Origin of the sequence: Brevibacillus brevis (genome assembly GCF_031583145.1) — a bacterium.
Lineage (GTDB): Bacteria > Bacillota > Bacilli > Brevibacillales > Brevibacillaceae > Brevibacillus > Brevibacillus brevis_E.
Genome location: NZ_CP134050.1, coordinates 2,657,984 through 2,681,293, shown reverse-complemented (window position 1 = coordinate 2,681,293; position 23,310 = coordinate 2,657,984). Strand labels below are relative to the sequence as shown.

General features: G+C 53.6%; 31 protein-coding genes and 1 tRNA gene. 1 reads left to right on the top strand and 31 read right to left on the bottom strand.

From position 1 onward, the window contains the following. Positions 1-267: 267 nt before the first annotated feature. The 23 genes from aroH to RGB73_RS13315 form a co-directional block, all read right to left on the bottom strand. Positions 268-642 (bottom strand): chorismate mutase, encoded by a 375-nt coding sequence (gene aroH, locus RGB73_RS13425; protein ID WP_310772787.1) that lies wholly within the window; start codon positions 640-642, stop codon positions 268-270. Between the two features lie 3 nt (positions 643-645). Further along, positions 646-1,749: a 3-dehydroquinate synthase gene (gene aroB / locus RGB73_RS13420; protein ID WP_310772785.1), complete on the bottom strand. Its 1,104-nt coding sequence runs from the start codon at positions 1,747-1,749 to the stop codon at positions 646-648. Next, entirely contained in the window at positions 1,749-2,909 is a 1,161-nt protein-coding gene (gene aroC, locus RGB73_RS13415) for a chorismate synthase (RefSeq protein WP_310772783.1), read from the bottom strand. The genes aroB and aroC overlap by 1 nt, the downstream gene beginning before the upstream one ends. A 202-nt stretch (positions 2,910-3,111) precedes the next feature. Further along, the gene (locus RGB73_RS13410; RefSeq protein WP_310772781.1) at positions 3,112-3,279 is read right to left on the bottom strand and encodes a hypothetical protein; all 168 of its coding nucleotides are present in this window, start codon (positions 3,277-3,279) and stop codon (positions 3,112-3,114) included. Positions 3,280-3,357: 78 nt separating this feature from the next. Next, complete coding sequence (locus RGB73_RS13405) at positions 3,358-4,131, bottom strand: CheR family methyltransferase (RefSeq protein WP_310772779.1); 774 nt, start codon at positions 4,129-4,131, stop codon at positions 3,358-3,360. Positions 4,132-4,269: 138 nt separating this feature from the next. Continuing rightward, positions 4,270-4,713, bottom strand: coding sequence for a nucleoside-diphosphate kinase (gene ndk, locus RGB73_RS13400; RefSeq protein WP_310772777.1), 444 nt, complete (start codon positions 4,711-4,713; stop codon positions 4,270-4,272). A 103-nt stretch (positions 4,714-4,816) separates the two neighbouring features. Beyond that, a complete protein-coding gene (locus RGB73_RS13395; RefSeq protein WP_310772775.1) occupies positions 4,817-5,782 on the bottom strand; it encodes a polyprenyl synthetase family protein in 966 nt (321 codons plus the stop codon). 9 nt (positions 5,783-5,791) lie between these two features. Then, positions 5,792-6,655, bottom strand: coding sequence for a menaquinone biosynthesis protein (locus RGB73_RS13390; protein ID WP_310772773.1), 864 nt, complete (start codon positions 6,653-6,655; stop codon positions 5,792-5,794). A 4-nt stretch (positions 6,656-6,659) separates the two neighbouring features. Beyond that, entirely contained in the window at positions 6,660-7,256 is a 597-nt protein-coding gene (locus tag RGB73_RS13385) for a UbiX family flavin prenyltransferase (RefSeq protein WP_310772769.1), read from the bottom strand. Next, positions 7,253-8,122: a UbiA-like polyprenyltransferase gene (locus RGB73_RS13380; RefSeq protein WP_310772767.1), complete on the bottom strand. Its 870-nt coding sequence runs from the start codon at positions 8,120-8,122 to the stop codon at positions 7,253-7,255. Before RGB73_RS13380 ends, RGB73_RS13385 begins: the two co-directional genes overlap by 4 nt. A gap of 95 nt (positions 8,123-8,217) precedes the next feature. Then, positions 8,218-8,937 carry a demethylmenaquinone methyltransferase gene (locus tag RGB73_RS13375; RefSeq protein WP_310772765.1) on the bottom strand — a complete coding sequence of 240 codons (720 nt, stop codon included), beginning with the start codon at positions 8,935-8,937 and terminating at the stop codon, positions 8,218-8,220. A 5-nt stretch (positions 8,938-8,942) separates the two neighbouring features. Beyond that, complete coding sequence (locus RGB73_RS13370; protein WP_310772763.1) at positions 8,943-9,779, bottom strand: heptaprenyl diphosphate synthase component 1; 837 nt, start codon at positions 9,777-9,779, stop codon at positions 8,943-8,945. 119 nt (positions 9,780-9,898) lie between these two features. Then, positions 9,899-10,414, bottom strand: a complete 516-nt coding sequence (locus tag RGB73_RS13365) for a hypothetical protein (protein ID WP_310772760.1) — start codon at positions 10,412-10,414, stop codon at positions 9,899-9,901. A 73-nt stretch (positions 10,415-10,487) separates the two neighbouring features. Then, on the bottom strand, positions 10,488-10,712 hold the full coding sequence (gene mtrB, locus RGB73_RS13360; RefSeq protein WP_310772758.1) for a trp RNA-binding attenuation protein MtrB: 225 nt from the start codon (positions 10,710-10,712) through the stop codon (positions 10,488-10,490). A 40-nt stretch (positions 10,713-10,752) separates the two neighbouring features. Then, the gene (locus RGB73_RS13355) at positions 10,753-11,445 is read right to left on the bottom strand and encodes a lytic transglycosylase domain-containing protein (protein ID WP_310772756.1); all 693 of its coding nucleotides are present in this window, start codon (positions 11,443-11,445) and stop codon (positions 10,753-10,755) included. Between the two features lie 137 nt (positions 11,446-11,582). Beyond that, a tRNA-Pro gene (locus RGB73_RS13350) sits at positions 11,583-11,659 on the bottom strand. Positions 11,660-11,737: 78 nt separating this feature from the next. Next, positions 11,738-12,301 carry a GTP cyclohydrolase I FolE gene (gene folE, locus RGB73_RS13345; protein WP_310772752.1) on the bottom strand — a complete coding sequence of 188 codons (564 nt, stop codon included), beginning with the start codon at positions 12,299-12,301 and terminating at the stop codon, positions 11,738-11,740. Between the two features lie 210 nt (positions 12,302-12,511). Further along, a complete protein-coding gene (locus RGB73_RS13340; protein ID WP_005831316.1) occupies positions 12,512-12,784 on the bottom strand; it encodes an HU family DNA-binding protein in 273 nt (90 codons plus the stop codon). Between the two features lie 238 nt (positions 12,785-13,022). Continuing rightward, a complete protein-coding gene (gene spoIVA / locus RGB73_RS13335; RefSeq protein ID WP_310774284.1) occupies positions 13,023-14,501 on the bottom strand; it encodes a stage IV sporulation protein A in 1,479 nt (492 codons plus the stop codon). A 176-nt stretch (positions 14,502-14,677) separates the two neighbouring features. Beyond that, positions 14,678-15,403, bottom strand: coding sequence for a hypothetical protein (locus tag RGB73_RS13330; RefSeq protein ID WP_310772736.1), 726 nt, complete (start codon positions 15,401-15,403; stop codon positions 14,678-14,680). Between the two features lie 20 nt (positions 15,404-15,423). After that, on the bottom strand, positions 15,424-15,765 hold the full coding sequence (locus RGB73_RS13325) for a 2Fe-2S iron-sulfur cluster-binding protein (protein ID WP_310772734.1): 342 nt from the start codon (positions 15,763-15,765) through the stop codon (positions 15,424-15,426). 16 nt (positions 15,766-15,781) lie between these two features. Continuing rightward, positions 15,782-16,078 carry a 2Fe-2S iron-sulfur cluster-binding protein gene (locus RGB73_RS13320; RefSeq protein WP_310772732.1) on the bottom strand — a complete coding sequence of 99 codons (297 nt, stop codon included), beginning with the start codon at positions 16,076-16,078 and terminating at the stop codon, positions 15,782-15,784. Between the two features lie 12 nt (positions 16,079-16,090). Then, positions 16,091-16,279 carry a DUF2768 family protein gene (locus RGB73_RS13315; RefSeq protein WP_310772731.1) on the bottom strand — a complete coding sequence of 63 codons (189 nt, stop codon included), beginning with the start codon at positions 16,277-16,279 and terminating at the stop codon, positions 16,091-16,093. A 136-nt stretch (positions 16,280-16,415) separates the two neighbouring features. Here RGB73_RS13315 and RGB73_RS13310 point away from each other — a divergent pair, with 136 nt between their 5' ends. Continuing rightward, positions 16,416-16,922, top strand: coding sequence for a hypothetical protein (locus RGB73_RS13310; protein ID WP_310772729.1), 507 nt, complete (start codon positions 16,416-16,418; stop codon positions 16,920-16,922). A 119-nt stretch (positions 16,923-17,041) separates the two neighbouring features. Here RGB73_RS13310 and RGB73_RS13305 read toward each other — a convergent pair whose 3' ends face one another. From RGB73_RS13305 to fni, 8 genes are all read right to left on the bottom strand, one after another. After that, on the bottom strand, positions 17,042-17,311 hold the full coding sequence (locus tag RGB73_RS13305; RefSeq protein ID WP_310772727.1) for a stage VI sporulation protein F: 270 nt from the start codon (positions 17,309-17,311) through the stop codon (positions 17,042-17,044). 72 nt (positions 17,312-17,383) lie between these two features. Then, positions 17,384-18,412, bottom strand: coding sequence for an NAD(P)H-dependent glycerol-3-phosphate dehydrogenase (locus RGB73_RS13300; protein WP_310772725.1), 1,029 nt, complete (start codon positions 18,410-18,412; stop codon positions 17,384-17,386). A gap of 12 nt (positions 18,413-18,424) precedes the next feature. Beyond that, positions 18,425-19,027: a glycerol-3-phosphate 1-O-acyltransferase PlsY gene (gene plsY, locus RGB73_RS13295; protein WP_310772723.1), complete on the bottom strand. Its 603-nt coding sequence runs from the start codon at positions 19,025-19,027 to the stop codon at positions 18,425-18,427. 15 nt (positions 19,028-19,042) lie between these two features. Next, a complete protein-coding gene (der, locus tag RGB73_RS13290; RefSeq protein WP_310772721.1) occupies positions 19,043-20,356 on the bottom strand; it encodes a ribosome biogenesis GTPase Der in 1,314 nt (437 codons plus the stop codon). 53 nt (positions 20,357-20,409) lie between these two features. Further along, entirely contained in the window at positions 20,410-20,592 is a 183-nt protein-coding gene (locus tag RGB73_RS13285; RefSeq protein ID WP_310772719.1) for a capping complex subunit for YIEGIA, read from the bottom strand. Positions 20,593-20,595: 3 nt separating this feature from the next. After that, positions 20,596-21,501, bottom strand: coding sequence for a YIEGIA family protein (locus tag RGB73_RS13280; protein ID WP_310772717.1), 906 nt, complete (start codon positions 21,499-21,501; stop codon positions 20,596-20,598). 10 nt (positions 21,502-21,511) lie between these two features. After that, positions 21,512-22,147 carry a YphA family membrane protein gene (locus RGB73_RS13275; RefSeq protein WP_310772715.1) on the bottom strand — a complete coding sequence of 212 codons (636 nt, stop codon included), beginning with the start codon at positions 22,145-22,147 and terminating at the stop codon, positions 21,512-21,514. 80 nt (positions 22,148-22,227) lie between these two features. Continuing rightward, a complete protein-coding gene (gene fni / locus RGB73_RS13270; protein ID WP_310772713.1) occupies positions 22,228-23,280 on the bottom strand; it encodes a type 2 isopentenyl-diphosphate Delta-isomerase in 1,053 nt (350 codons plus the stop codon). Positions 23,281-23,310: the final 30 nt, after the last annotated feature.

Below are 23,310 nucleotides of genomic sequence, written 5' to 3'. Positions count from 1 at the left end.
TCGTTTTTCATGGATAAACTTGTAATGCCTAGCCTTTATCGCAGGCGAAGCTTCTTACCCGTCAACCACATATCGACGAAATAAAAAAACCAGTGCGAGCACTGGTTTGGGCGTACAACAAATATCCCAGCCTGCTCTTCTCTCCTCAACCTAACTCATCTCAACTCTGCTCTACTTGCTCTGCTCTCAGCCGGCAATTCTCATAAAAACCGGAAAACGAGGCGCTCTCGTTTCACTTATCGTAAAAGAGAGCGCCCAGAAAGTCAACTACCGATTTGTCAAATCAGGACGAAGCTTCACTGCATCGCGCAAAAACACGTGCTGGATCTCTTTCGCCGTCTTTTCAGTGTTGACGTGCATCATCACGCGCACACACAGCGGCAATCCGCCCGGCACCGGAATTTCGCGGGCGCACATGAGGGGAACGTACTGCCACCCATCGCCTTCCAGCATGCGCGCTGCCTGTGCAGGAAATGTCGCACTCAAATCTTCCGTCGTCGTAATGATCACGCTGCCGATATCCTCCGGCTGCACCTGATTGCGGGTGACCATTTCCTCAAGCAGCAGCTTCGTCGAGGAGACGATCTCCTCGCGCGTGTCCGCCTCTACCGTGATTGCTCCTCTGATTCCTCGCACTCCCATTGCCTAAGCCTCCACTTCTTCTCTCATCACTGTCAAGATGATCGCTTCATCGATGTCTTTTACTACTTCTACGTGACCGATGGCCCGCGGCAATACCAAAGCAAGCTTGCCGCCCACCGTCTTCTTGTCCCGTTTCATCGCGTCCAGCACGGCTTCGGGCGTCAAATCGCCCGGCCATCCCGTCGGCAGATGGTACAAGCTCAGGAGCCGCTGCGTGCGCTCGTACACCCCTTGGTCCGCAAGCCCGACCCTTTCCGCTACTTTCGCCGCCAGGCACATGCCGATAGAAATCGCCTCTCCGTGATTGAGCACGGAATAGGCGCTTAATGCTTCAAACGCGTGCCCAAACGTATGCCCCAAATTGAGCAAAGCTCTCTGGCCTTGCTCCGTCTCGTCGTTCGACACGATTGCCGCCTTGACGGCACAACCGCGGGAAATTGCCTGCGCGAGCAATTCGGAATCCAGCTCCCACAGGCTCTGGGCATGCTCCTCCAGCCAGTCGACGAAGGCAGAATCCGAAATCAACCCGTGTTTGACCACTTCGGCAAAGCCCGCCGCCACTTCTCTCTTCGGGAGCGTACGCAAAGCAGACGTATCGTAAATGACTACACGCGGTTGATGGAACGCACCGATCAGGTTTTTGCCCAGCGGGTGATTGATGGCTACTTTTCCGCCGACCGAGCTGTCGTGGGCAAGCAGGGTGGTTGGAAGCTGGACAAAGTGAATCCCGCGCATATAGGTGGCAGCTACAAAGCCAGCCAAGTCGCCGACGACGCCGCCTCCCAAAGCCAGGATTGCAGATTTGCGGTCAAGCCCAGCCTCAATCGCCTCGGTCATGATCCGGTCGTAGACCGCGAGGCTTTTCGATTGCTCTCCCGCCGCGATGACGCTGGCGGTAGTGCGGTAGCCCGCCTCCGCCAGTACGTCCCGCAACGGTTCGAGATAGTGAGCCGCGACGTGCTCGTCCGTCACAATCAACAGCTTGCTCGAGGTTGAAATGCCTGCTTCCAGAAGCAGTGCCCCAGTCTTTTGCAGGACTCCCTCTCCGATCACGATCGGGTATGAGCGCTCTCCCAAATCGACAATCAATCTCTCTTCGTGCCTCATTAAAACTTCTCCGTGTACGCACGGTATTGGCGGACGTTTTCCACCATGTCATCCATCGAATCGGACGGGAACTTCTCGCACATTGCCTGCGCAATTTCCCATGCTACCACCGCTTCCGCCACGACGCTCGCGGCTGGCACCGCACAGCTGTCGGAGCGCTCGATGCTGGCGGAGAACGGTTCTCTCGAATCGATATCAACACTCATAAGCGGCTTGTACAAGGTCGGGATCGGCTTCATCACACCGCGCACGACGATCGGCATTCCGGTCGTCATGCCGCCCTCCAAGCCGCCCGCCCTGTTTGTCTTCCGGCTGTATCCTGTCTCTTCGTTCCACACGATCTCATCGTGCACCTGCGAACCGGGAAGCCCTGCCGCTTCGAATCCGATTCCGATCTCTACCCCTTTAAACGCTTGAATGCTCATGATCGCCTGCGCCAGACGCCCGTCGAGCTTGCGATCCCACTGCACGTGACTGCCCAGACCGATCGGTACGCCTTCCACGATGACCTCCACGATTCCGCCGAGAGAATCCCCGTCCTCTTTGGCTTTGTCGATCGCTGCCATCATCTTTTGTTCCGCTTCCTTGTCCAGACAGCGGACAGGTGATTCTTCCGTACGCGCGATCAGTTCATCCAGGCTCACTTCCTCGCGCTTGGCCACGACATCGTTGATTTGCAGCACTTGTCCGCCCAAGCGAATGCCGAACGCGGCAAGCAGCTGGCGCGCTACCGCTCCTACCGCTACGCGAATGGTCGTCTCGCGGGCGCTGGAACGTTCCAGAATATTTCGCATATCGCGCTGGTGATATTTAATCGCCCCGTTCAAATCCGCATGGCCGGGACGTGGACGAGAAACACGGCGCTTCTCTTCAGCACCCTCGACCGGCTCCGCACTCATGATCCCTTGCCAGTGGGTCCAGTCTCTGTTTTCCACCACCAATGTAATCGGTGCCCCGGTCGTATAACCGTGTCGCACACCGGAAAGGATTTTCACCTGGTCTTTCTCAATCTGCATTCTTCTGCCGCGTCCATGTCCCTTCTGGCGGCGTGCCAACTGCTCGTTGATCGCCTCAGCGGAAATCGGCAGATTGCTCGGGACGCCTTCAATGATCGCCGTCAATTGCGGCCCATGAGACTCCCCTGCTGTCAAGTAACGCATCTCTCGCTTCCTCCATCCTCCAGGCAGCCCTCTCCCATCTGCTATCAAACGGGCGCTGTCCTTTATCACTTTTAAGCGCTATAATATCATACCTGCCACGCCGTGGAAATACCAAAGTCGCAAACGGACTGATTTCCTTTCTCCGGGCAGGAAAAACGCTCCTCCGGCAAGGAGAAGCGCAGCGGTAACGCCAAGGCGTCGTTTACAGTTGGTCTACGATCAAGTATGGATTGGAGCCAAGCGGCTGACGCGAATGGTCGACACGCATCAGATCGTCCAGCTGCGTTTTTTCGGCACCCAAGATTTGCCCGCACTCTTGCAAAGTAATGAGACCGCGACGATACGCCTCAATGACCTTGTGTTTGTCCATCTGCTGCCCCCCTGTTTGATCATCCGTATTTCTATTCTTGGGAAAAAAGGGCAGAGATATACTCATCAGACCTGTGAATCATCCCATTTTTCGATAAAAGAACGTATCTTCTGTCTCCAATTGATATTGCTGGGGCTGAAAAATTTGTTCCGTACTCCCGACGAACAGCACTCCCCCCGGTTTCAAGGCCCTGCTGAACTTGTGATACAGCTCGTGCTTGGCCTCCTCCGTAAAGTAGATCATGACGTTGCGGCAAATGATCAGGTCGAACTGCGAGTCGAATGGGTCGGCGAGGAGATTGTGCTTCTTGAACGTGACGCGGTTCTTCACTTCATCGCTAATACGGTAGCTGAGCGTATCTTTGGAGAAGTATTTGCTGACGAGTTCCTTCGGGCAGTCCTGCAGGGACCTGTCCGTGTACACCCCTTGCTTGGCCTTGGCAATCGCCCCTTCATCGATATCCGATGCGAGCACCGTCGCTTCCAGTCGCTTGCGCAGCAGGATGAGCGAGAGCGTATACGGCTCCTCGCCCGTCGAACAAGCGGCGCTCCAGCATTTGAGGCGGGGCGACTTCGCAGCCAGACGAGGCAATATTTTATTTTCGAGCACTTCCCACCTGCCCGGATTGCGAAAAAATTCGGATACGTTTATCGTCATCCGGTCCAAAAACTCGTAAAAGAGCTCCTTGTCTTTGGCGATGGCATCAAAGTACTGGCTGAACGACTGATAGCCTCGTTTTACGCGGAGCGAAGTCAATCTGCGCTTCATCTGTGCTTCCTTGTAGAGGGCAAGATCAATTCCGGTCATTTTTTTGACGTTTGCGATAAATTGTAGAAAGTCCTTATCTTCCATGGGAACGTTCCCCCTTTGACTACTTCCCCTCTTTTTTCGCTATTTTTCGCCAAAATCCTATCGAGCTCATGGGACATTGTGACGAAAAAACGAAAATAACCCCGTTTCCGGGGTTATTTTTCAAATCGGTGCTACACCTTAGATCCAGCGTTGGATGGTTTTTTCGAAGGAGAGTACTTCGTCAGCAGAGAACCACAGGCCGATTTCACGCTCAGCGCTTTCAGGGGAATCGGAGCCATGGATGATGTTCATGCCCACGGAAGTAGCGAAATCGCCGCGGATGGTACCAGCAGCTGCGTCAACCGGGTTGGTTTTGCCCATCATAGCGCGAGCGGTGCTGATTACGTTGTTTCCTTGCCATACCATTGCGAATACAGGACCGGAAGTGATGAAGTCTACCAGTTCGCCGAAGAAAGGACGCTCTTTGTGCTCAGCGTAGTGTTTTTCTGCCAGCTCGCGGCTCACGTTCATCAGCTTCGCGCCAACCAGTTGATATCCTTTTTTCTCAAAGCGGGAAACGATCTCCCCGATCAGGTTACGTTGTACGCCATCAGGTTTTACCATAAGGAATGTTTTTTCCATTGTAAGGTTGCCTCCATTAGAGCTATGTATTGGTGCCTACACACCAACGAAAATTTTATCAAAAGAAAAGTAGCCAAGCAACAGGCATGCTGTTAAAAAACCATTAAAATTTGCGCTCGATAATAAAATCGGCAATGCCTGCCAAAGACGTTTTCGCCTGGTTGTTTGGCAAATCGGCCAAAATCGCATGGGCACGGGCGATATAGCGCTCTGCCAGCTTTTGTGAAAAGGCGATTCCTTCATCCGCCCGAACCAGCTGAATCGCTTCGTCGACATGATCCCAAAATGTCTGGTCTGCAATCCACTTCTGGAAGCGTTCGCGAGCACGTCCGAAATGGGCCGTGTAGAGTGCAGGCAGCGTGATATTCCCGTGGGCGAGGTCGCTCCCGGCGGGTTTTCCCAATTGTTTTTCCGTCCCGGTAAAATCAAGGATGTCATCCGTTATTTGGAAAGCCATGCCAACATTATATCCGTACCAGTACATTTTCCGGATGAGCTCGTCAGTCGCTCCACTCGCCACAGCTCCCAGCTGGCAGCTGATCGCAATCAACAGCGCAGTCTTCCGCTTGATCCGGCGCAGGTACGTACGGAAGTTTTGGTCCCAGTTGTTCAAGTCTTTGACTTGTTCAATCTCGCCCTTGCAAAGCTCGACCATCGCATTGGACAAGATTCGGTGGAGTCTCGGGATGGGAAGCTGTGCGGCAATGGCGAGCGCTCGCGCAAAGATATAATCTCCCGCATACATGGCCACCTTGTTGTCCCATTTCATCCGAACCGTGTCTTTCCCGCGGCGCTTGTCTGCATCGTCAATCACGTCGTCGTGAACGAGCGAAGCCATATGGATCAGCTCCAGCGGCACCGCCACGTGCCTCAGGCGTTTGACATCGTACTCTCCCCACTTGCCGCCAAGGAGGACAAACACGGGACGAATCCGCTTCCCCCCTGCCTTCAGCAGATGCGTCGAGGATTGGTAGAGCTCCCGCATATCGGTATCGATCGATTTTTCCAGTTCGTCTTCAATGTACTGGACGTCCTTTTTCATCTTGAAGTAAATATCGACTAGGTTCATCCGTTCCACCTATCTCGTGAGCGTAGTATTGGTCTGCCGTCCACCAGCCTGCCAGATGTCGACGGTCGCAGGCACAGGTAGAAGTCCCAGCTCCGCTGCGCATCGGTAGTAATACTCGAGTCCAATCCGCTGTTCGTCGCCGAAATCGTGCTGCAATCCTTGAAAATAGCGGGTCCATTCCTCCCTGTCGCCACCGAAGTGGGCCAGTACGTAATCGATGAGAGGACCCGTATGCTGTCTCGTCTTTTCTTTGCTCGCCAGAAAAGAGGCGTGCACGTCGGCAAGAAGTGAGCCATGCTCGGCCAGCACTGCCTTCCGCACCGCCCAAATCGCAAACGTCATGGAATAGCCCGTGAACTGATGCCACAATTCGCCAAGGTCGTATACATGGAGGTCGCCGCCCCTTCGCTTGGCGTCAATCGCGTCGTCTCCGATTAACAGCGCCGCATCCGCCTCTTGCAACATTTCTTCCAGAACGGGCTCTTGTGTAACGTACGAAATCTCATATTCGTAAAACTTATGGAGAACGATCTTCAACAAATTGACCGTCGTTGCGGACGTATTGGTCAGGGCGATTCGCGACCCGTTCAGCTGTTCGATCGGCTTCTTGCTGAACAGGAAAAGGGAGCCTACCCGCCCTTTTGCGCTGACGGACAGATCCGCGAGCGCCACATATTCAGACGCGTGCTCGGCATAGCTGAAGGAAGAGATCGGACCCAAGTCGATCTCACCTTGTGCCATGGCCGCATTCAATTGCGCAGGGACTTGCCGAATGAACTCGATGCGGTCTTCAAACCGCTCCTGCTCAAAGTAAAAATAAACCGGCAATACGTTCGTGTACAGGATCTGCCCGATTTTTAGCGACTTTGTCACGCTACTATTCCCCCCAACGCCGAAACAGCGAATGTGGTACATCCAGTGCATCCAAAGCTTTTCCCACAACGAAATTGATCAGGTCGTCCATCGTTTGCGGTTTTTGATAATATCCAGGCATCGCCGGGAGGATCCTGACCCCTAGCCTGCTTAGCGTGAGCATGTTTTCCAGATGGATGGCATTCAACGGCGTTTCTCTCGGGACGAGGACCAGACGTCTGCCTTCCTTGATCATAACATCGGCGACTCGCTCTAGCAGATTGCCTGATGCGCCGTGGGCAATCCCGGAGACAGTTCCCATCGAGCAAGGGACGACAATCATCCCGTCGCATCGATAGGAACCACTGGCAGCCGGGCAGTTGAAGTCCCGCAACCCCCAGTAGTGCAGCTGTCCGGGAAAGTTTTGCTGCAGCTTGTCATGCAAAAAGCTGTCACGGTCTTCCGCCTGCCAATCTAGCTCATCGTGAAACACTTGCCAGCCTGCTTCTGTAACCATGAGGTGAACGGTGTGCCCGGCACGCAAAAGCTCCTGTACTACCCGTACGCCGTAGATCGCACCGCTCGCTCCTGTAATGCCGACCGCCCACTTCTGTCCGCTCATGAGATCACCAGATCAATCATCGTGAACGCAAACATGACGACGCTCAAGATGCCGTTCATGTTGAAGAAGGCCACATCCAGCTTGGACAGATCGGTCGGCTTGACCAGCGTGTGCTCGTAAATCAGAATCGCACCCGAGATCAAAACGCCGAGCAGGAACCAGATGGACAGATCAGCCAGCACGTACAGCGACATGAGTCCGACAAATGTCAAGACGTGGCACGCCCGGGCGACCATCAGCGCATTGCCAACCCCGAAACGGCTCGGCATGGAATACAGGCCTTCTTTTCGGTCGAAGTCTGCATCCTGACAAGCGTAGATAATGTCAAATCCAGCCGTCCAGAACATCACAGACGCAAACAGCAAAAGGCCGATTCCGTCTACCTGCCCGGTCGTCGCGACCCAGCCTCCAAGCGGTCCGAAGCCGATCGCTACCCCCAGCACAAAGTGGCACAGCCACGTAAAACGCTTCGTATACGAGTACAATACCAGCACGAATACCGCGAGGGGCAGCAGCTTGACGGCCAGCGGATTGAGTTGGTACGCAGCGATAAACAGGACAGCAAAGGACACCACAATGAACGCGATGACTTCCACAATCGAAATCAGTCCTGCAGGAATCGCTCTGTTCGCCGTCCGCGGGTTCTTCGCATCGATAAAGCGATCGATCACCCGATTCAGGGACATGGCGGCGCTGCGCGCACCAACCATCGCGACTGTAACCCAAAAGATTTCCGTCCAAGTGGGCCAAGACTTCTCAATGACAATATTCCCCAATACGGCCCCCATAAAAGCAAATGGCAAAGCAAACAGGGAATGCTCGAACTTGATCATTTCCAAAATAATTTTCAACTTACGAAGACTCATGTAATACACTTCCTATCCACTGAAGAAATACCTGCAGCTCCCCAACCGGTTCTTGCAAAATTTCGGTGCCAAACCGGACGGGAGGCCCGATTGCGTTACGGCTTGACTCCGATGTGCAGAGCAGCCACTCCGCCCATGAACAGCTTCACTTGCACGGGATCCAGTCCCGCCTGCTGAAACATGCGCGCAAGCTCGCGACTGTCCGGAAAGTTCGTCAGCGACTTGGGCAGCCACGCATACTGCTCGTATTTGTTTACCGTCCATTTCGCAATCAACGGCAAGATGTTGTAGAAATAAAAATAAAAGAGCTTGCGATAAGGGAGAAAAGGAGGCTTGGACACTTCCAGCGAGACGACCTTTCCGCCGGGCTTCACCACCCGCGCCATCTCACTTAGCACCGTCTGGATGTCTGGTACATTCCGCAGCGCAAAGCCGATCGTGGCGTGATCAAACGTATTGTCCTCGTACGGCAGCTTCATCGCATCCCCGTTTACCAGACTCACGATGTGCCCGACACCCTTTTGGGTAACCTTGTACGCGCCGACATCAAGCATATTTTGGCTAAAGTCAAGCCCGACCACACGTCCTTCCGTGCCGACAGCCTGTGCGAGCGCGATCGTCCAGTCAGCGGTACCGCACGCCACATCCAGTGCGGTTTGGCCCGGCCGAATATCCATTTGCTTCATCGTGTAATTGCGCCATGCAACATGGCTGCCAAAGCTGATCACGTTGTTCATCTTGTCGTATTCGCTTGCGATGCTCTCGAACACGGAGTGAACATACTGGGCTTTGTCGTTCATTTGGGTTTGGTTCACTTCGACTACATCTCCTCAATTACCCGTTTCAGCCGGTTGACCCGATGTGAATAACGCGCGGTCATCGTAGCGAGCATATTGCGGGTCTCAACCGGGTGCAGCGTCCGGACCATCTGCTCGCACATGCCGATCAATTCGATGGCCTTCTGCTCAATGCCCGCCATAACCTGCGCCAGGGTCGTCCCCGGCTTTTGCAGCAAAAAACGGGCAAAACCAAATGGAACCTGTTCTTGCCACTTTAGCTGCTCCCATTCCCCGATCACGCTTTCCACTTTCGCCGTTTCTTTCATCAAGTCCGTCCAGAAGCGGCGCTTTTCTTCGGAATCCGCACACGCCTCCACGACAGCTACGTACAGTCCTGTGTCAATCGTATTGCGCAGTTCCCAATACTCCTCATCCGATGGGAGCTTGCCGTCCTTTCCTGCCAGGTACAGCCTCATTTTTGCTTCGTTCACGCGTTGAACCGCTGCGGATAATACCTGGATGGCCGCAATCTCGCCGGCTTCCGCCAAGAGAGCATAATAGCGTGCGCTGTAATAATCTCCTGCCAAAACGGTCAACTGTCGATTGCGTTCGGCAGCCAGCGTTCGTTCGTAATCATTTTTTACGTATTCGTGAATGTCCAAGCCCAGCTGGACAAGCCCAGTCGCCGTGCAGTAAACGACGGAGCGTTCCTTTGTCATCCCTTGCTCCCGCAAAAACAGATACAAAAGGGCTAGACGATTTTCCGCCAGGGAAGGAACGTCAACGTAATGTTCTACATAGGAATGGGTACTTCGCCTGTAGATCTGCTCGATGATGGACCGAACTTCTTCTACATAGGGGATTTGTTCTTTGCTCATGCGTCCTCCTCCACAAGCTGAGCACAACCTGATGCTGTCTGCCTGTTCCGTACACTCTTTCGTCTATCTGTACTGCCCGGTCAAATGGCCGTCCTTATCATCATACCATACTTCTAACATCAGGGACTAATTCTCTCGTAAAAATACGGGTCAATCCGGACCGGAAACGCCCCCCGCACATAGGTGTCCACATCCGGGATTTCTTCCGGGGGCTTGCCGAAAGCAGCCTGATTGGCATCACTGGACTCAATCGCCACTAACAGCCTGGATTCTTTGGGAACGTCCTTTTCCTCCAGCAAGCGGAAATACACGTGCTTGACATTTGCCGTTACAGCAAAAAGCTCACGTGTCAAGCTGTAAAAATCCAGATAAACGCGAGAGAGCTCCACCTTTTCTTCCGGTTTCACGGCCAAATCGACATAAACCGACGGATTTTCCCATTTTATACGCTTAATATTATAATGTGTGGGGACCGTTGTAAACAAATCCAGCGCATTTCGCTCGCTCAGGTCAATCGGACGGGAAGCTTGGAAGGTCGGAATATCCGTCTGCTTCCAACGTGCGCTCGGGACGAGCGACAGCAGGAAAGCCAATAATGCGGAAACGGCGATGGCAGCAAGCAGTCTTCGTGGCATAGACATCCCTCCTCCCCACCATTGTACAAACAAAAAAAGCAGGCTATGCCTGCTTTTGCGCCAAACGTGCCAGCTATTCGGTCGTGTCAACCGTCCCGTGCTGGGAGTAAATCACAGCCTTCCCGCGAACCTTGATCGCAGAAGTATGCTCGGTAAATTGAAAGATCATGACTTCACCTTTATCGAGCTTTTCCGTATGGTGGAAGCGGGTATCGGAGCCGCGGGTGAGCCCGATTACATGGACACCGTTTTCCTTCGCTTTTACCACAAAATAATCCTGATTATACGGTTGCGACACTGTTTTTCCTCCTTGCGGGTGCGATATGTGTCTTTGACTACTATGATGTCCGGTCAGACTGCAATCTGTTCATGATTTTTTCCACATAGCGCTGCGTCTCTTGGGGCAATTGGTCGTACTTCTCCATCAATTCCTGATCGTCGTCGATCCCCAGGCGGCTAACACGTCCCGGCCCGGCATTGTATGCAGCCAGCGCCACCTTCACATTGCCGTCGTAACGGTCCAAGAGGCTCTTTAAATACTTGGTGCCCCCGGTAAGGTTTTCATCCGGATTATAGACATCGCGAACGTTCAACGCTTTCGCTGTCTGATCCATGAGCTGCATCAACCCCTTGGCTCCTGCACCGGAGACGGCCAACGGATTGAAGTTGGACTCTGCGCGTACCACTTCCCGGACCAAATCTTTATCCACGCCAATCGACTGGGCCACTCGATCGATTTTATGCATCAGGTCTGCGGGTGGGATGGAGGATCGGCCTCCGTTCGCCCCGCTAGCAGAAGCATCTGTTCGACTGCCGTAATCACCCTGCGGGTAGTTCCATTCAGGCGAACCATCCAGATCCGCGATGATCTCCTCGGCGGTAATGACGCGCTGGCCGGCAGAGAGCTGCGCCTGCAGCACGTCGGAAAACATTCCCGGATCTCCGGCCGGTAGCGACCCTTGCGCCAGAGAGGTACCATACGATTGCGATAACTGATTCATATAGGGCTGAAGCGATACGGGAACCTTCATGGCTACGAACAACCTTTCCTAGCTTGTCTCTCCCCTATTATAGAAAAGAAAGAACAGGAAGCCAATAGAAAATATGGAATCCGGATCAAACGAAAAAAGAAGCCTGATCTCTCAGGCTTCCGTACATGCAATGTAGATGGTCGGAATGCAGGGATTCGAACCCTGGACCTCACCCACCCCAAGGGTGCGCGCTACCGGGCTGCGCCACATCCCGACGTACATCTGTACTATACAATAATTTACCTGTACGGTCAATAGCTTTTTACGTTTTTTTCTAATGACGCCCGGAGTATTACGAGCGGATCAGGCTGAATACCTCGGCTCTCGCAGCGGCATCCTTTTCGAACATCCCGCGCACAGCAGAGGTGACGGTTTTGGAACCAGGCTTTTTGACTCCCCGCATCGTCATGCACATATGCTCGGCTTCCACGACCACGACGACACCGTGAGGATCCAGCTTGCGGACGATGGCATCCGCTACCGTCGAGGTGATTCTCTCCTGCAATTGCGGACGGCGCGCTACCGTGTCGACGGCCCTCGCCAGCTTGCTAAGTCCGACCACCCGGCCTCCGCGCGGCACGTAGGCCACATGCGCTTTTCCGAAGAAAGGCACCAGGTGATGCTCGCACATCGAGTAGAACGGAATGTCCTTCACGAGAACCATCTCTTCGTGATCTTCACTAAACACGGTTTCGAAATATTGTTCCTCGTCTATTCTCATGCCTTCGAATACTTCGGCGTACATTTTCGCTACACGTTTCGGCGTATCCAACAGCCCTTCCCGATCCGGATCTTCCCCTACCGCTTCGAGAATCATCCGGACAGCCTGCTGTATTTTATCCAAATCAACGTCCATTTGCGTACCTCCTACCTTGAGACTCTGGCTCTTTAAATTCAGGGTCTTGTCTCGTCAAAGAAACAAGGCCATCTTATCACAACGTCTGCCAAAAAACAAAAACATTCGCAGCGTGAACCTTATGTAACTCACCCAATTTAGGCAGAAAAAAATCCACATTGCAAAAATGTGGATTTTTTTATGTAAGTGTTTCGATCACGTACGTGACGATTACTTGATGGAGTCTTTGAGTTGCTTGCCCGGTTTAAACGCAGGCACTTTGCTGGAAGCGATTTCGATCTCTTCGCCTGTTTGCGGGTTACGACCTTTACGAGCCGCACGCTCACGAACCTCGAAGTTACCAAAGCCGATCAGTTGGACTTTGTCACCTGTTTTCAATGCGTCAGCAATTGCGTCGAGTACTGCGTCAACAGCTTTGGTCGCATCTTTCTTGGTGAGTTCAGTGGTTTCAGCCACTTTTGCAATCAGTTCTGTTTTGTTCATTTTTGTTCACCTCCCCTCAAAGAACGCCAAGTCCTTATTACTATTTTTCTTAACCGAAACCGTGCGTTTTATACACGAATGGTTGTTTTTACCGTTCTGACAAGCTTATAGTAATACACCGATTTCCTAAATTCAAGCCCCTCCTGTCGAAATAAAGCGAAATACAAGAAAAAAAGGCATCCCGTCACGCCGGGTGCCTCCATTTTTAAATGCCTTTCTAGGACTTTTCTCCTAGTTCTTACAAAATAATCGCGATCAGTCCACCCGAGCCTTCGTTGATAATCCGTCCCAGCGTTTCCTGCAATTTGTAGCGGGCGTTGTCGGGCATCATCGTAATTTTCGCCTGGATGCCCTCCCTGACGATGGAATGGAGCGAACGGCCGAAGATGTCGGAATTCCAGATCGAGAGCGGGTCTTTGTCAAAGTCTTGCATCAGGTATCGGACGAGCTCTTCGCTCTGCTTTTCGGTCCCGATGATCGGTGCGAACTCGGATTCTACATCGACGCGGATCATGTGAATGGAAGGAGCGGTCGCCTTCAACCGAACGCCGAAACGAGGTCCTTGGCGAATGAGTTCAGGTTCGTCCAAGGTCATTTCATGCAAGGACGGAGCCGCTATGCCATAACCTGTACTGCGGACCATGTGCAGCGCTTCTGCCACCTGATCATACTCACGCTTGGCATGGGCAAACTCCTGCATGATTTTCAGCAAGTGATCCTTGCCATTGATCTCGACCCCTACGATCTCCATCAGTATGCGGTCGTACAGTTCATCCGGAGCATAGAGATCGATTTCCGCTATCCCCTGCCCCATGTGCATGCCTGCGAGGGACGCTCGCTCCACGAAGTCGTAGTCGTTGAAGAAGCCGACGACGCGGTCCACGTCGCGCAACCTGCGAATATCCTGCACGGTTTCACGTACGGCTTCCTCGTAGTTTTGGCGGAGCCAGTGCCCGCTCTCCAGCACCATGACCCAGCTTGGCAGGTTTACGTTTACTTCATGGACTGGGAACTCAAACAGTACTTCTCTCATGAGAAGCAAGATTTCCTGTTCCGACATGTGATCCACAGAGAGGGCTACTACCGGAACATCGTATTTTTCCTGGAGCTGCAAGCGGAGGTTTTGGGCCTCGTCCGAGCGCGGACGCGTGGAGTTGACCACAATGACGAACGGCTTCCCTACTTCCTTGAGCTCGTTTACCACCCGTTCCTCGGCGTCAATGTATCCCACACGCGGAATCTCCGCGATACTGCCGTCTGTCGTGACCACGATCCCGATGGTAGAATGCTCCTGGATGACTTTGCGGGTCCCTACTTCCGCTGCTTCTTCGAACGGGACCGGCTCTTCGTACCAGGGGGTGTTCACCATCCGCGGCCCGTTGTCGTCTTCAAATCCTTTGGCCCCTTGTACCGTATAACCGACGCAGTCAACGAGGCGGACGTTGATACTGAGCCCTTCGGTTACATGTACATTGACGGCCTGATTCGGAACAAATTTTGGTTCTGTCGTCATGATCGTTCGGCCTGAAGCACTCTGCGGCAATTCATCCGTTGCTCGGATCCGCTCTGCTTCCGACTGGATATTCGGGATGACGACCTGCTCCATAAACCGCTTGATAAAGGTCGATTTTCCCGTACGTACGGGCCCTACCACTCCCAGGTAGATATCGCCGCCCGTCCGTTCGGCTATGTCTTTAAAGATGTCGACTCGTTCCACCATCGATGACCTCCTTCTATTTGTCTATTTTTACACTATGACCGTTTTTCCGAATTATCCCTGACCGCCAGTATTTTCCCCGGGAATCTCGTACTAGTTTCGTGGACAGTACAAATATATGTATTTGCTGGATAACTAGAACAAAAAAAACGACTCGGACTCGAGTCGTTTTTTCGTTACAATTTGAGCAGGCGCGGTTCGCCGTTTACCAATTCATACGGGAAAGATTTCGCCGGCACGAACATCGATTCGCGGGCAAACACGTAACGCGGGTCGGTATTTTTCGGTACTTCCACTTTTTTCTCACGCAGCAGCTGCGCGATATCCGACGCATAATCGATGCCTACTTCGCCGTTTGCGTTCATGACCAGAGGCAAAAAGTTTTGGCCGACTGTGGAAGGAACCTGCCACGTTTTCACACCGAGCTCCTCGTGGTCGATCGAGTAGTAGCCGTTGCCCAGGTCGTCTTTGATGGGCAGCTTGTTGTAGTATCCGCGATAACGGTTTACCGCGCTTTGCACGTCAGCTACCGTGCTGACGGCTCCCAGATTCAGCAGCTTCGCTGTCGGTTTGGTTTCCACGTCAATTAAGACGTACTTGTAGACGCCGCCTTTTTCAAAGGCGTTCCCCGGTGCATCCGGCATGTACCTGGGGATCATTTTACGAAAGTCGATTTCGTATTTTTCAAAGATGGGCGTGTCCATCTGCTTGGTCACAATCGGCAGCACTCCAGTGTCTTGTTGAAATTGCTCGATTGCCTTTTGCGTCGCTTCCAAATAAAATACGCTGGGAACTTGGTTTTCCGCCTTGCGCTCGTCCGGATACAAGCAGCCGGACAAGAGGACGGATAGGACAGCCAAGCTCGCGATCAGCTTGAACGATTTGCGCCATGATTGCCACATGAAAGATGTACACCTCTACCTTACTCTTCGTTTTCTTTCCGCTGTCGCTCCAACGCCGCCTGTACGACGGACTTCAAGCGGTTTTCGGGGATGCGTACCGTGCAGTCTTTGCCGGTCGCTTTTGCCTGACAGCCGAGCCTGACGCCTTCCGCGAGATCCCGTTCCGGCATCTTCCTTTTTTCCAGAGCGGATGGCGGGGACAGTTCGCCGCTTTCCAGTACTACACGGCACATCAGGCAGGAGGCATGTCCACCGCAGCGCTGAGGGATGACGACTCGTGCGGCTGCAGCGGCACTGACCATCGATTGTCCTGGCCTTGCTTTGATGCTTTTCCCGCTTGGGAGAAACGTTACTTTGCCCATGGTACCACGACTCCTGTCAATACGGCCGATGTGCCAGCTGTACATCTCCCTCTCGGACGATCTGAATCTGGCAGCCGAGCCGATACCCTTCTGCGCGTTCTGCTTTGCGCAGCCGGAGCTTTTCTTCATTGGTGACTTCGTTTAGATATTCCGCGCCTTCGACGACAAGCGTCCGGCACTGGGCACATACCCCTCGTTGGCAAGCGTGCCCCCACACGACCTTGTTCTTTTTGGCGAGAGCGACGACCGTCTGGTTGAGCTCTACCGGAAGCACATGTCTGCCGTCACGGGTTACTAGCGTTAGTTGAGACATTTTTCCCTCTCCTTAGACAAAAATGACAATGAGGATCATGACAAAAACTGCGAGGAGCAGCAAAAACGCCAACGTTTTGACTAAAAAACGAAGTGGCGCATTGGTCATTTTCCTGGCAAAAATCATGAGCAGGTTGCAGACAAACATCAGGCCGATCGCAATCAACGAGATGTTCATCTTGGTCATAGGATCGATAACCATCTGGAAAAACAGCATCCTTTGCATTTTTTGCTTCATTATACCATATTTCGCCTGCCTTCGTCTGACGGCCTGCGAACCTCCATCTGGACGTTCGCATAGACTATCCTGATGAATTCGCCCATTGGAGGGATGGCAATTGAGCAGCAAAGCGAAAAACACGCGAAAATGGCGCAATCCCTACGCCCCCATACCAAGCAGGAAGCTGAGCGAAGAGGTGACGGACGTTTCCCTGGCGATCACGCCAAAAAAGATCGTACCAGCGGTTGACTTGCGGACGTCCGTCTCCAGAATGCGAAATAATATCAAAGGGATCAGCAGTACGATCCGTCAGGTCGAGGAAACGATGGACTCGTTGTACGGAGCGATGGAATTGTTTGAAAACCTCGGAAAAAAACCGGAAGAAAAAGCAGAGGCGGCCGCGACGGAAAAGAAGGGAACCAGGCGCAAGGGCGTATCCGAGGCAGCCAGAATGGCCGAAGAAGAGTCACCGGAACCCGAACCGGCAGCCACCAACAGCAATCCGCTTGGCAACATAGATATCGGCCAGCTGCTGGGATTGCTGCAATCTCCATTAGTCCAAAATCTCCTGAGCCAGACAGTCGGCAACAGCAACAATGCAAAGCAACGAAAAAAAGAGGGATGAGATCCCTCTTTTTTTCTTGGTTCTGTAGGTCAGCCATGTCCCTGTAGAGCCATGATTGTTCCTAGTCTTACTGTATGACCAATTTGTCATCAGGTAACGGGCATAATCGCCCATTTCTCTCATTTCAACAGCTTGGATATGGAAGCCATGTCGTGGATATTGATTTCTTGGTTGTAGAACATCTCGACGATCTTGTCTTCCTTTTCGACTGTCAGCTGCTTTCCAGCGAGTGTGGCGAGCGTTTTGATAATCTGTCTCAGCTTTTCCTCGTCCTCAAAATCGCTCTTCTTTACTTGACTGGCCAACGAACGCAGTTTTGACTCATCGATTTTTTCCGTGCCTTTCCCCTTCAAACGATCCAAGAACCCGCCAGAAAATGGATTGCTCATATTGGACTCCTCCTGCCACCAAGGTTTACACCCTATGGTATGTGCAAGAGCCTAAAAGTGTGAGGCATTCGCCTACTCACCGTCCGGATTCAAGTATTCCATCTCGTACGTTTTCAGTCTTCCCATCAATTTTTCCACGCCTTTCCGCGGGTCCTTGCCCTCAAACAAAATCGCGTAAAGGACGTGCGTAATCGGCATCTCCACGTCTTCCCGCTCGGCAATGACGTTGGCAGCACGAGTCGTCCGAACGCCTTCCACGACCATGCCGATTTCGTTGAGTACGTCATCCAGCTTTTTGCCCTGGCCCAGCAGGAACCCCGCCCGCCAATTTCGGCTGTGCTTGCTCGTGCAGGTCGCGACGAGATCACCGATACCGGCCAACCCGGAGAACGTAGGCGGCATCGCTCCCATCTTGAGTCCCAGGCGACTGATCTCCGCGAGACCGCGCGTAAGCAAAGCAGCCTTGGCATTGTCTCCGAACCCGAGGCCATCGGAAATGCCTGCCCCCAGTGCAATGATGTTTTTCAGCGCACCCGCGATTTCCGCGCCTACCACATCCGGATTGGTGTAAACCCGGAAGTTCCGGTTCATCAGCAAGTCCTGGGCCCGCAGCATGCTCTCTTCGGACTCCGAGGCGACGACGACCGTGGTAGGCTGCCGCTTAACCACTTCTTCCGCGTGGCTCGGCCCGGACAGCACGGCCAGCCTCGAGGCGATTGCAGAGGGCAACTCCTCGGAGATGACCTCTGACATGCGCTTGAGCGTCTCCAGCTCAAATCCCTTGACAGCGTGAATCAGCAGCGCTTCTTCCGCAACGAGCGGCGCAAGGTCGCGGCAGATTTGCCGCATGGCGTGGGACGGTACAGCCACGAGTACGACCTGTTTTTCCGACACGGCAAGACGCAAATCCGTCGTGGCGACGATTCTGGCGGAAAGCTTGGCGCCTGGCAAGTACTTTTCGTTTACATGATCGTGATTGATACTGTCAGCCTGCTTCGGGTCCCGCATCCAAATGGAGACCTGATGGCCGTTATCCGCCAAAACAGTAGCGAGTGCAGTTCCCCAACTGCCCGCGCCGATGACGGCAACATTTTGAATCAATTGGTTTCCCTCCTAGCCCAGTGTGCGGTGGGATTTGTCTCCCAGCTTCCGTTCGTTTCCCGTGAGAAGATTTCGGATATTATTATAATGGCGAACATACGCAAAGACCGCGAGAATCAAACTCGTCCAGAAAAAAGCAATCGGTTTGTCCAATACATAAATGACGATGGGCAATGCCGTCACGAGAACCAGCGAACCGAGCGATACATAACGCGTCACCGCGATCACCAGTACAGCCAGAACCGCACCAATGAGAAAGGCCACGGGAGAAAAGCCCAGTGCTACCCCAAGCGTGGTAGCAATGCCTTTTCCCCCGCGAAACCCGAAAAAGATCGGCCAGTTGTGGCCCGCGATCGCAAAAAGTCCCGACACCGCATAAGCTGCCGGATCCCCTGTGATCAAATGGGTAATCCCCATGGCCGCGAGCCCTTTCAGCGCATCCAAAATCAGAACGGCGATTCCCGGTCCTTTCCCCAAAACGCGCAGCGTGTTCGTCGCCCCGGCATTCCCGCTTCCGTGGGAACGGATATCGATTCCTGCTACTTTTTTGGCGATGAGATAACTAAAGCTAATCGAGCCGATAAGATAGCTGAGCACCCAGGATAAAATCACCATGGCGGTTTCCTCTCCCTACGTTTTTTTCCGCGTCCAAATACGTACCGGCGTCCCTTCAAACACAAACGCTTCCCGTATTTTGTTCTCTATATAGCGCTCATAGGAGAAATGCATCAGTTCCGGGTCATTGACGAACAAAATGAACGTCGGCGGCTTGACGGTCGCCTGCGTCGCATAGTTGATCTTGAGACGTTTTCCTCTGTCGGATGGCGGTGGAGTCCGAATCGTGGCATCCGTCACCAGATCGTTCAGCACGGAGGTCGGGACGCGCATGGCATGCGCCTGTGCGATTTCATTGACTTTCGGCAGTATCGTATGTACGCGCTGCTTGGACTTGGCCGAGACGTACAGAATAGGAGCGTAGTCCAGATATTTGAACTCTTCGCGGATCAACTCGGTGAAGCGCTGCATGGTTTTGTCGTCCTTTTCCACAGCATCCCACTTGTTGACGACGATCATGACACCGCGCCCTGCTTCGTGCGCATAGCCCGCGATCTTTTTGTCCTGCTCGATGATGCCTTCTTCCCCGTTGATGACAACCAGCACGACATCCGAGTCCTCGATGGCCCGCATCGCCCGCATCACGCTGTACTTCTCGGTATTCTCGTACACCTTCCCGCGTTTGCGCATCCCTGCCGTATCCACGAGGATGTAGCTCTGCCCGTCCCGTTCAAACGGCGTATCGATCGCATCCCGGGTCGTGCCTGCCACATCGCTGACAATGACGCGCTCTTCGCCGAGAATCGCATTGGTCAACGACGACTTCCCGACGTTTGGGCGTCCGATGATCGACACGCGAATGACATCGTCGCTGTACTCGTCTTCGTCCCGCTCCGGAAAATGACGGGCGACTTCCTCCAGCATATCCCCCAGGCCAAGACCGTGAGCCCCCGAAATCGGATAAGGCTCTCCCAGTCCGAGGGAGTAAAAATCGTAAATATCGGCGCGCATGTCCGGGTTGTCCGCTTTGTTCACGGCAAGCACGATCGGCTTCCCCGTGCGGTTCAGCATTCGCGCCAGCTCCATATCTGCGTCAGTCACGCCTGTCCGGCTGTCCGCGATCATGATGATCACATCCGCCTCATCGATGGCGAGCTCCGCCTGGTAACGCATTTGCGTGAGAATTTCGTCGGTCTCGCCGAACTCAATTCCGCCCGTATCAATCACGTGAAACGTGTGGGTCAACCATTCTCCTTTTCCGTACAGACGGTCACGGGTTACCCCCGGCATATCTTCCACGATGGCGATTCTCTCGCCGACCAGCCTGTTAAATATCGTGGACTTGCCCACGTTGGGTCTCCCCACTATGGCTACCACTGGCAATCCCATAATCAACAACACTCTCTCTCATTTACTTTTTGTCTTGCTAATCATACCATAGACTAGTTATGCCGAACAATGATGAGGGTATCTTCCCTTATTTCATGCACCATCGCGTCCAGAATCTTCTCCAGGGTAAACGCCGTTTGCTGCATCCTTTCCTTGTCCGGCTCGATAAAAATAGGGGCACCGCCTGCGATGCTGTCCTTGGTCAAGGTGATCACGGCCAAAATCTGGCTCGGCATGATCTACACCTCCTGCTTCGCGGCATTGGTTTTGAGCGGCATGCGGAATACGCTCTCCAGGATGGGAACGGCGCGGATGACACTCTGGGCCCGATCCGGATCCTTGACCTGGGGAAGCAAGAAAACGCCCAGTCTGCCGGTATGCAGATCCCGCTTAACCAACGGTGTCAAAGACGGCTCGCCCGAATCCGTGTACACTCCCAATTGTGTCGCGACATCGTGCAGAATCGCCTGGCGCTGTCCGGGGTGTGCGATCGTGACTGTCGCATTCGCATCTTTGGGTACCAGGATAAAGCCCATCCCCTGCTCCCGGATTACGTTTTGCGAGTCTTGCAGCCCGACGTTCATGATGTAGATGTCTCCCACATACAGGTCTTTGCCTTCCACCCTGACCGGAGCCGGGTCGACATCCACAATCAGCTTCAGCGTCTTGCCCGACTTCAGCTTCATGGATGCGGCGATCGCGATTAGCCCGACAATGATCCCTCCCCACCACTGAAAAAAGATCGTGGCGGTCGTCGTCAACAGCGACGTGAACATGACCAGATAGTTCCGGCCTTCAAACACCATGGCGATCCCTTCGATGTAAGGACCTCCCCGCGGCACCAGCTCCTGCTTGTCGATCTCGCTGAGGGTCGTCCTCTCCATATTCCGCACATCCCGGAATTGCTGGGCAGCCACCGTGAGAAAAGTGACAGCCGTATAGTTTTCCTTGAGCAATGCCGGAATCGCCAACGCTCCCAGCGCTGACGCAATGACGCCAAGGGAGACGTGAATGATTTTCCCGTGCGGATAGGTGGGGTATTGCCGGTAATCCGTCCTCAGCAAATTGATCCGGCACAGAATCCCGAAAACAAATCCGATGGCCAGCGGAAAAACGAACTCATTTCGAAGCAGTTGTGGCAGCATGTTGGCCTCCTCACCTCTTTGGGTTGGAATCGGGTGACGCGGTCTTCTTCCATTTGAGGATACGCAGTGCAGCCAAGCGCGTGATTGTGACAATCCCCCATAAAGAGATCGCGCTCCAAAGCAAATCTTGCGCATACTCGCTCCCCAGCGAGCAAGTACCGGAAAGCCTTCGGAAGTACAGAGAGTAGAGCACGTCGGCCAATGGGAGAGCGACCATCACTTGGAACAATTGGGCTACACGGTGACGAGTCATCGCCAAGATGGACAAGATTCCGGTGACCGGCAAAATCACTCGTTCATCCCAAAACAACAGGATGGGATCGTTGAAAAACAGCCACCTTAGCCAAAACAGAAGGACTGCCGTAGCGCACGCTCCCAGCACATACAGCCTCCTGTGCACCTGAGGCAGCCGGGCGTACAGCCAAGCGCTGGCCAAAAAAGGCAGCATCGCACCGCTGAGACTCACTTCGATCGGTGCGAAGTACACTTTCCAACTGACAAAGGAACAGAGCAGAAACGCGCAAAGGACGGCAAGCAAGCGTCTCGGTGACACCTTCATTTCCGACAGCAGTGGATCCATGCTCCCCATCCAGACCAAGCAAATCAAGCACCACTGGGAAAGAAGCGCAATGGTTCCCTCGTTCATGTTCTTCTCCTTTGGGATGTGGTAGTCTCCCCAAAGTATGCCTCAACCTCCAGCCTTTCATGAGTCACCGGCTGGACGACTCACTTCTTTTGCGCCCACCGCTCCAAGGAAATGCCGCGCAGGCGCGCCAACTCGGCCGTCTTTCCCGTTATGAGAAGCGGCTGCTCTGAAAGCCCACTCACCCGTTTTACCCCCAGCGCCGTCATTACGATCCTGATCTGGTGGTGCCACATATCCACGGCTTCCATACATTCTTCGAGACTCATCGTCTGCACGCACTTCAGCATCGCACCCGCGATTCCAGATGCTGAAGCCCCTAACGCCAGTGCTTTAGCTGCATCGTATCCATTTCGGATGCCTCCTGTCGCGATGAACTGCGTAGTGAGGCCTGTCGCACACGAGGCCTCCAGCAAGCTCTCGACCGTGGACAGCCCCCACTCTTCAAACATGACAAGAGGCTCGGTCCGGCGCATATTCTCGACCCTGGCAAAGTTGGTTCCTCCTTTGCCTCCGACATCAATCAAATCGACGCCTATTCCCACCAGCTCCTGAATGCTGCTCCTCGCCATGCCAAAGCCTACCTCCTTGACGATCACCGGTACGTTCACGCTCTCCCGAATGCTGCTAATGCGCTCGAGATAGCCCCGAAATTCCCGGTCTCCCTCCGGCATCAAGAGCTCTTGCATTACATTCAAATGAATTTGCAGCCCATCCGCTTCGATCATGTCAACAGCCGCCTGCGCTTCCTCCACGGTCGCTTCCGCCCCCACGTTTGCAAAGATGATTCCGTGTGGATGCTCTTCCCGGACGACCTGGTAGCTATGCCGGACAGTTGGATCCCGCAATGCCGCCATCTGGGAGCCGACCGCCATCGCCAGTCCTCGCTCTCTCGCAATGATGGCCAGCTTGCGGTTGATTTGTGTCGTCTGCTCGGCCCCGCCAGTCATCGCATTGATCAGAATCGGCGAGGAGAGCCGAAACGGTCCTAGATCGCAGATAAGCGACGTATCCGCATATCGAGAGTCAGGCAGGCTGTTCGGAACGAATCGGACATCGTCAAATACGCTTCCCTCCATTTCTTGTGCAGACAGTGCATGCCGGATATGTTCGAGCTTTCGCAAAGACCGATCCATTCCCATTCTCCTTTCCTTCGAATACCAAAG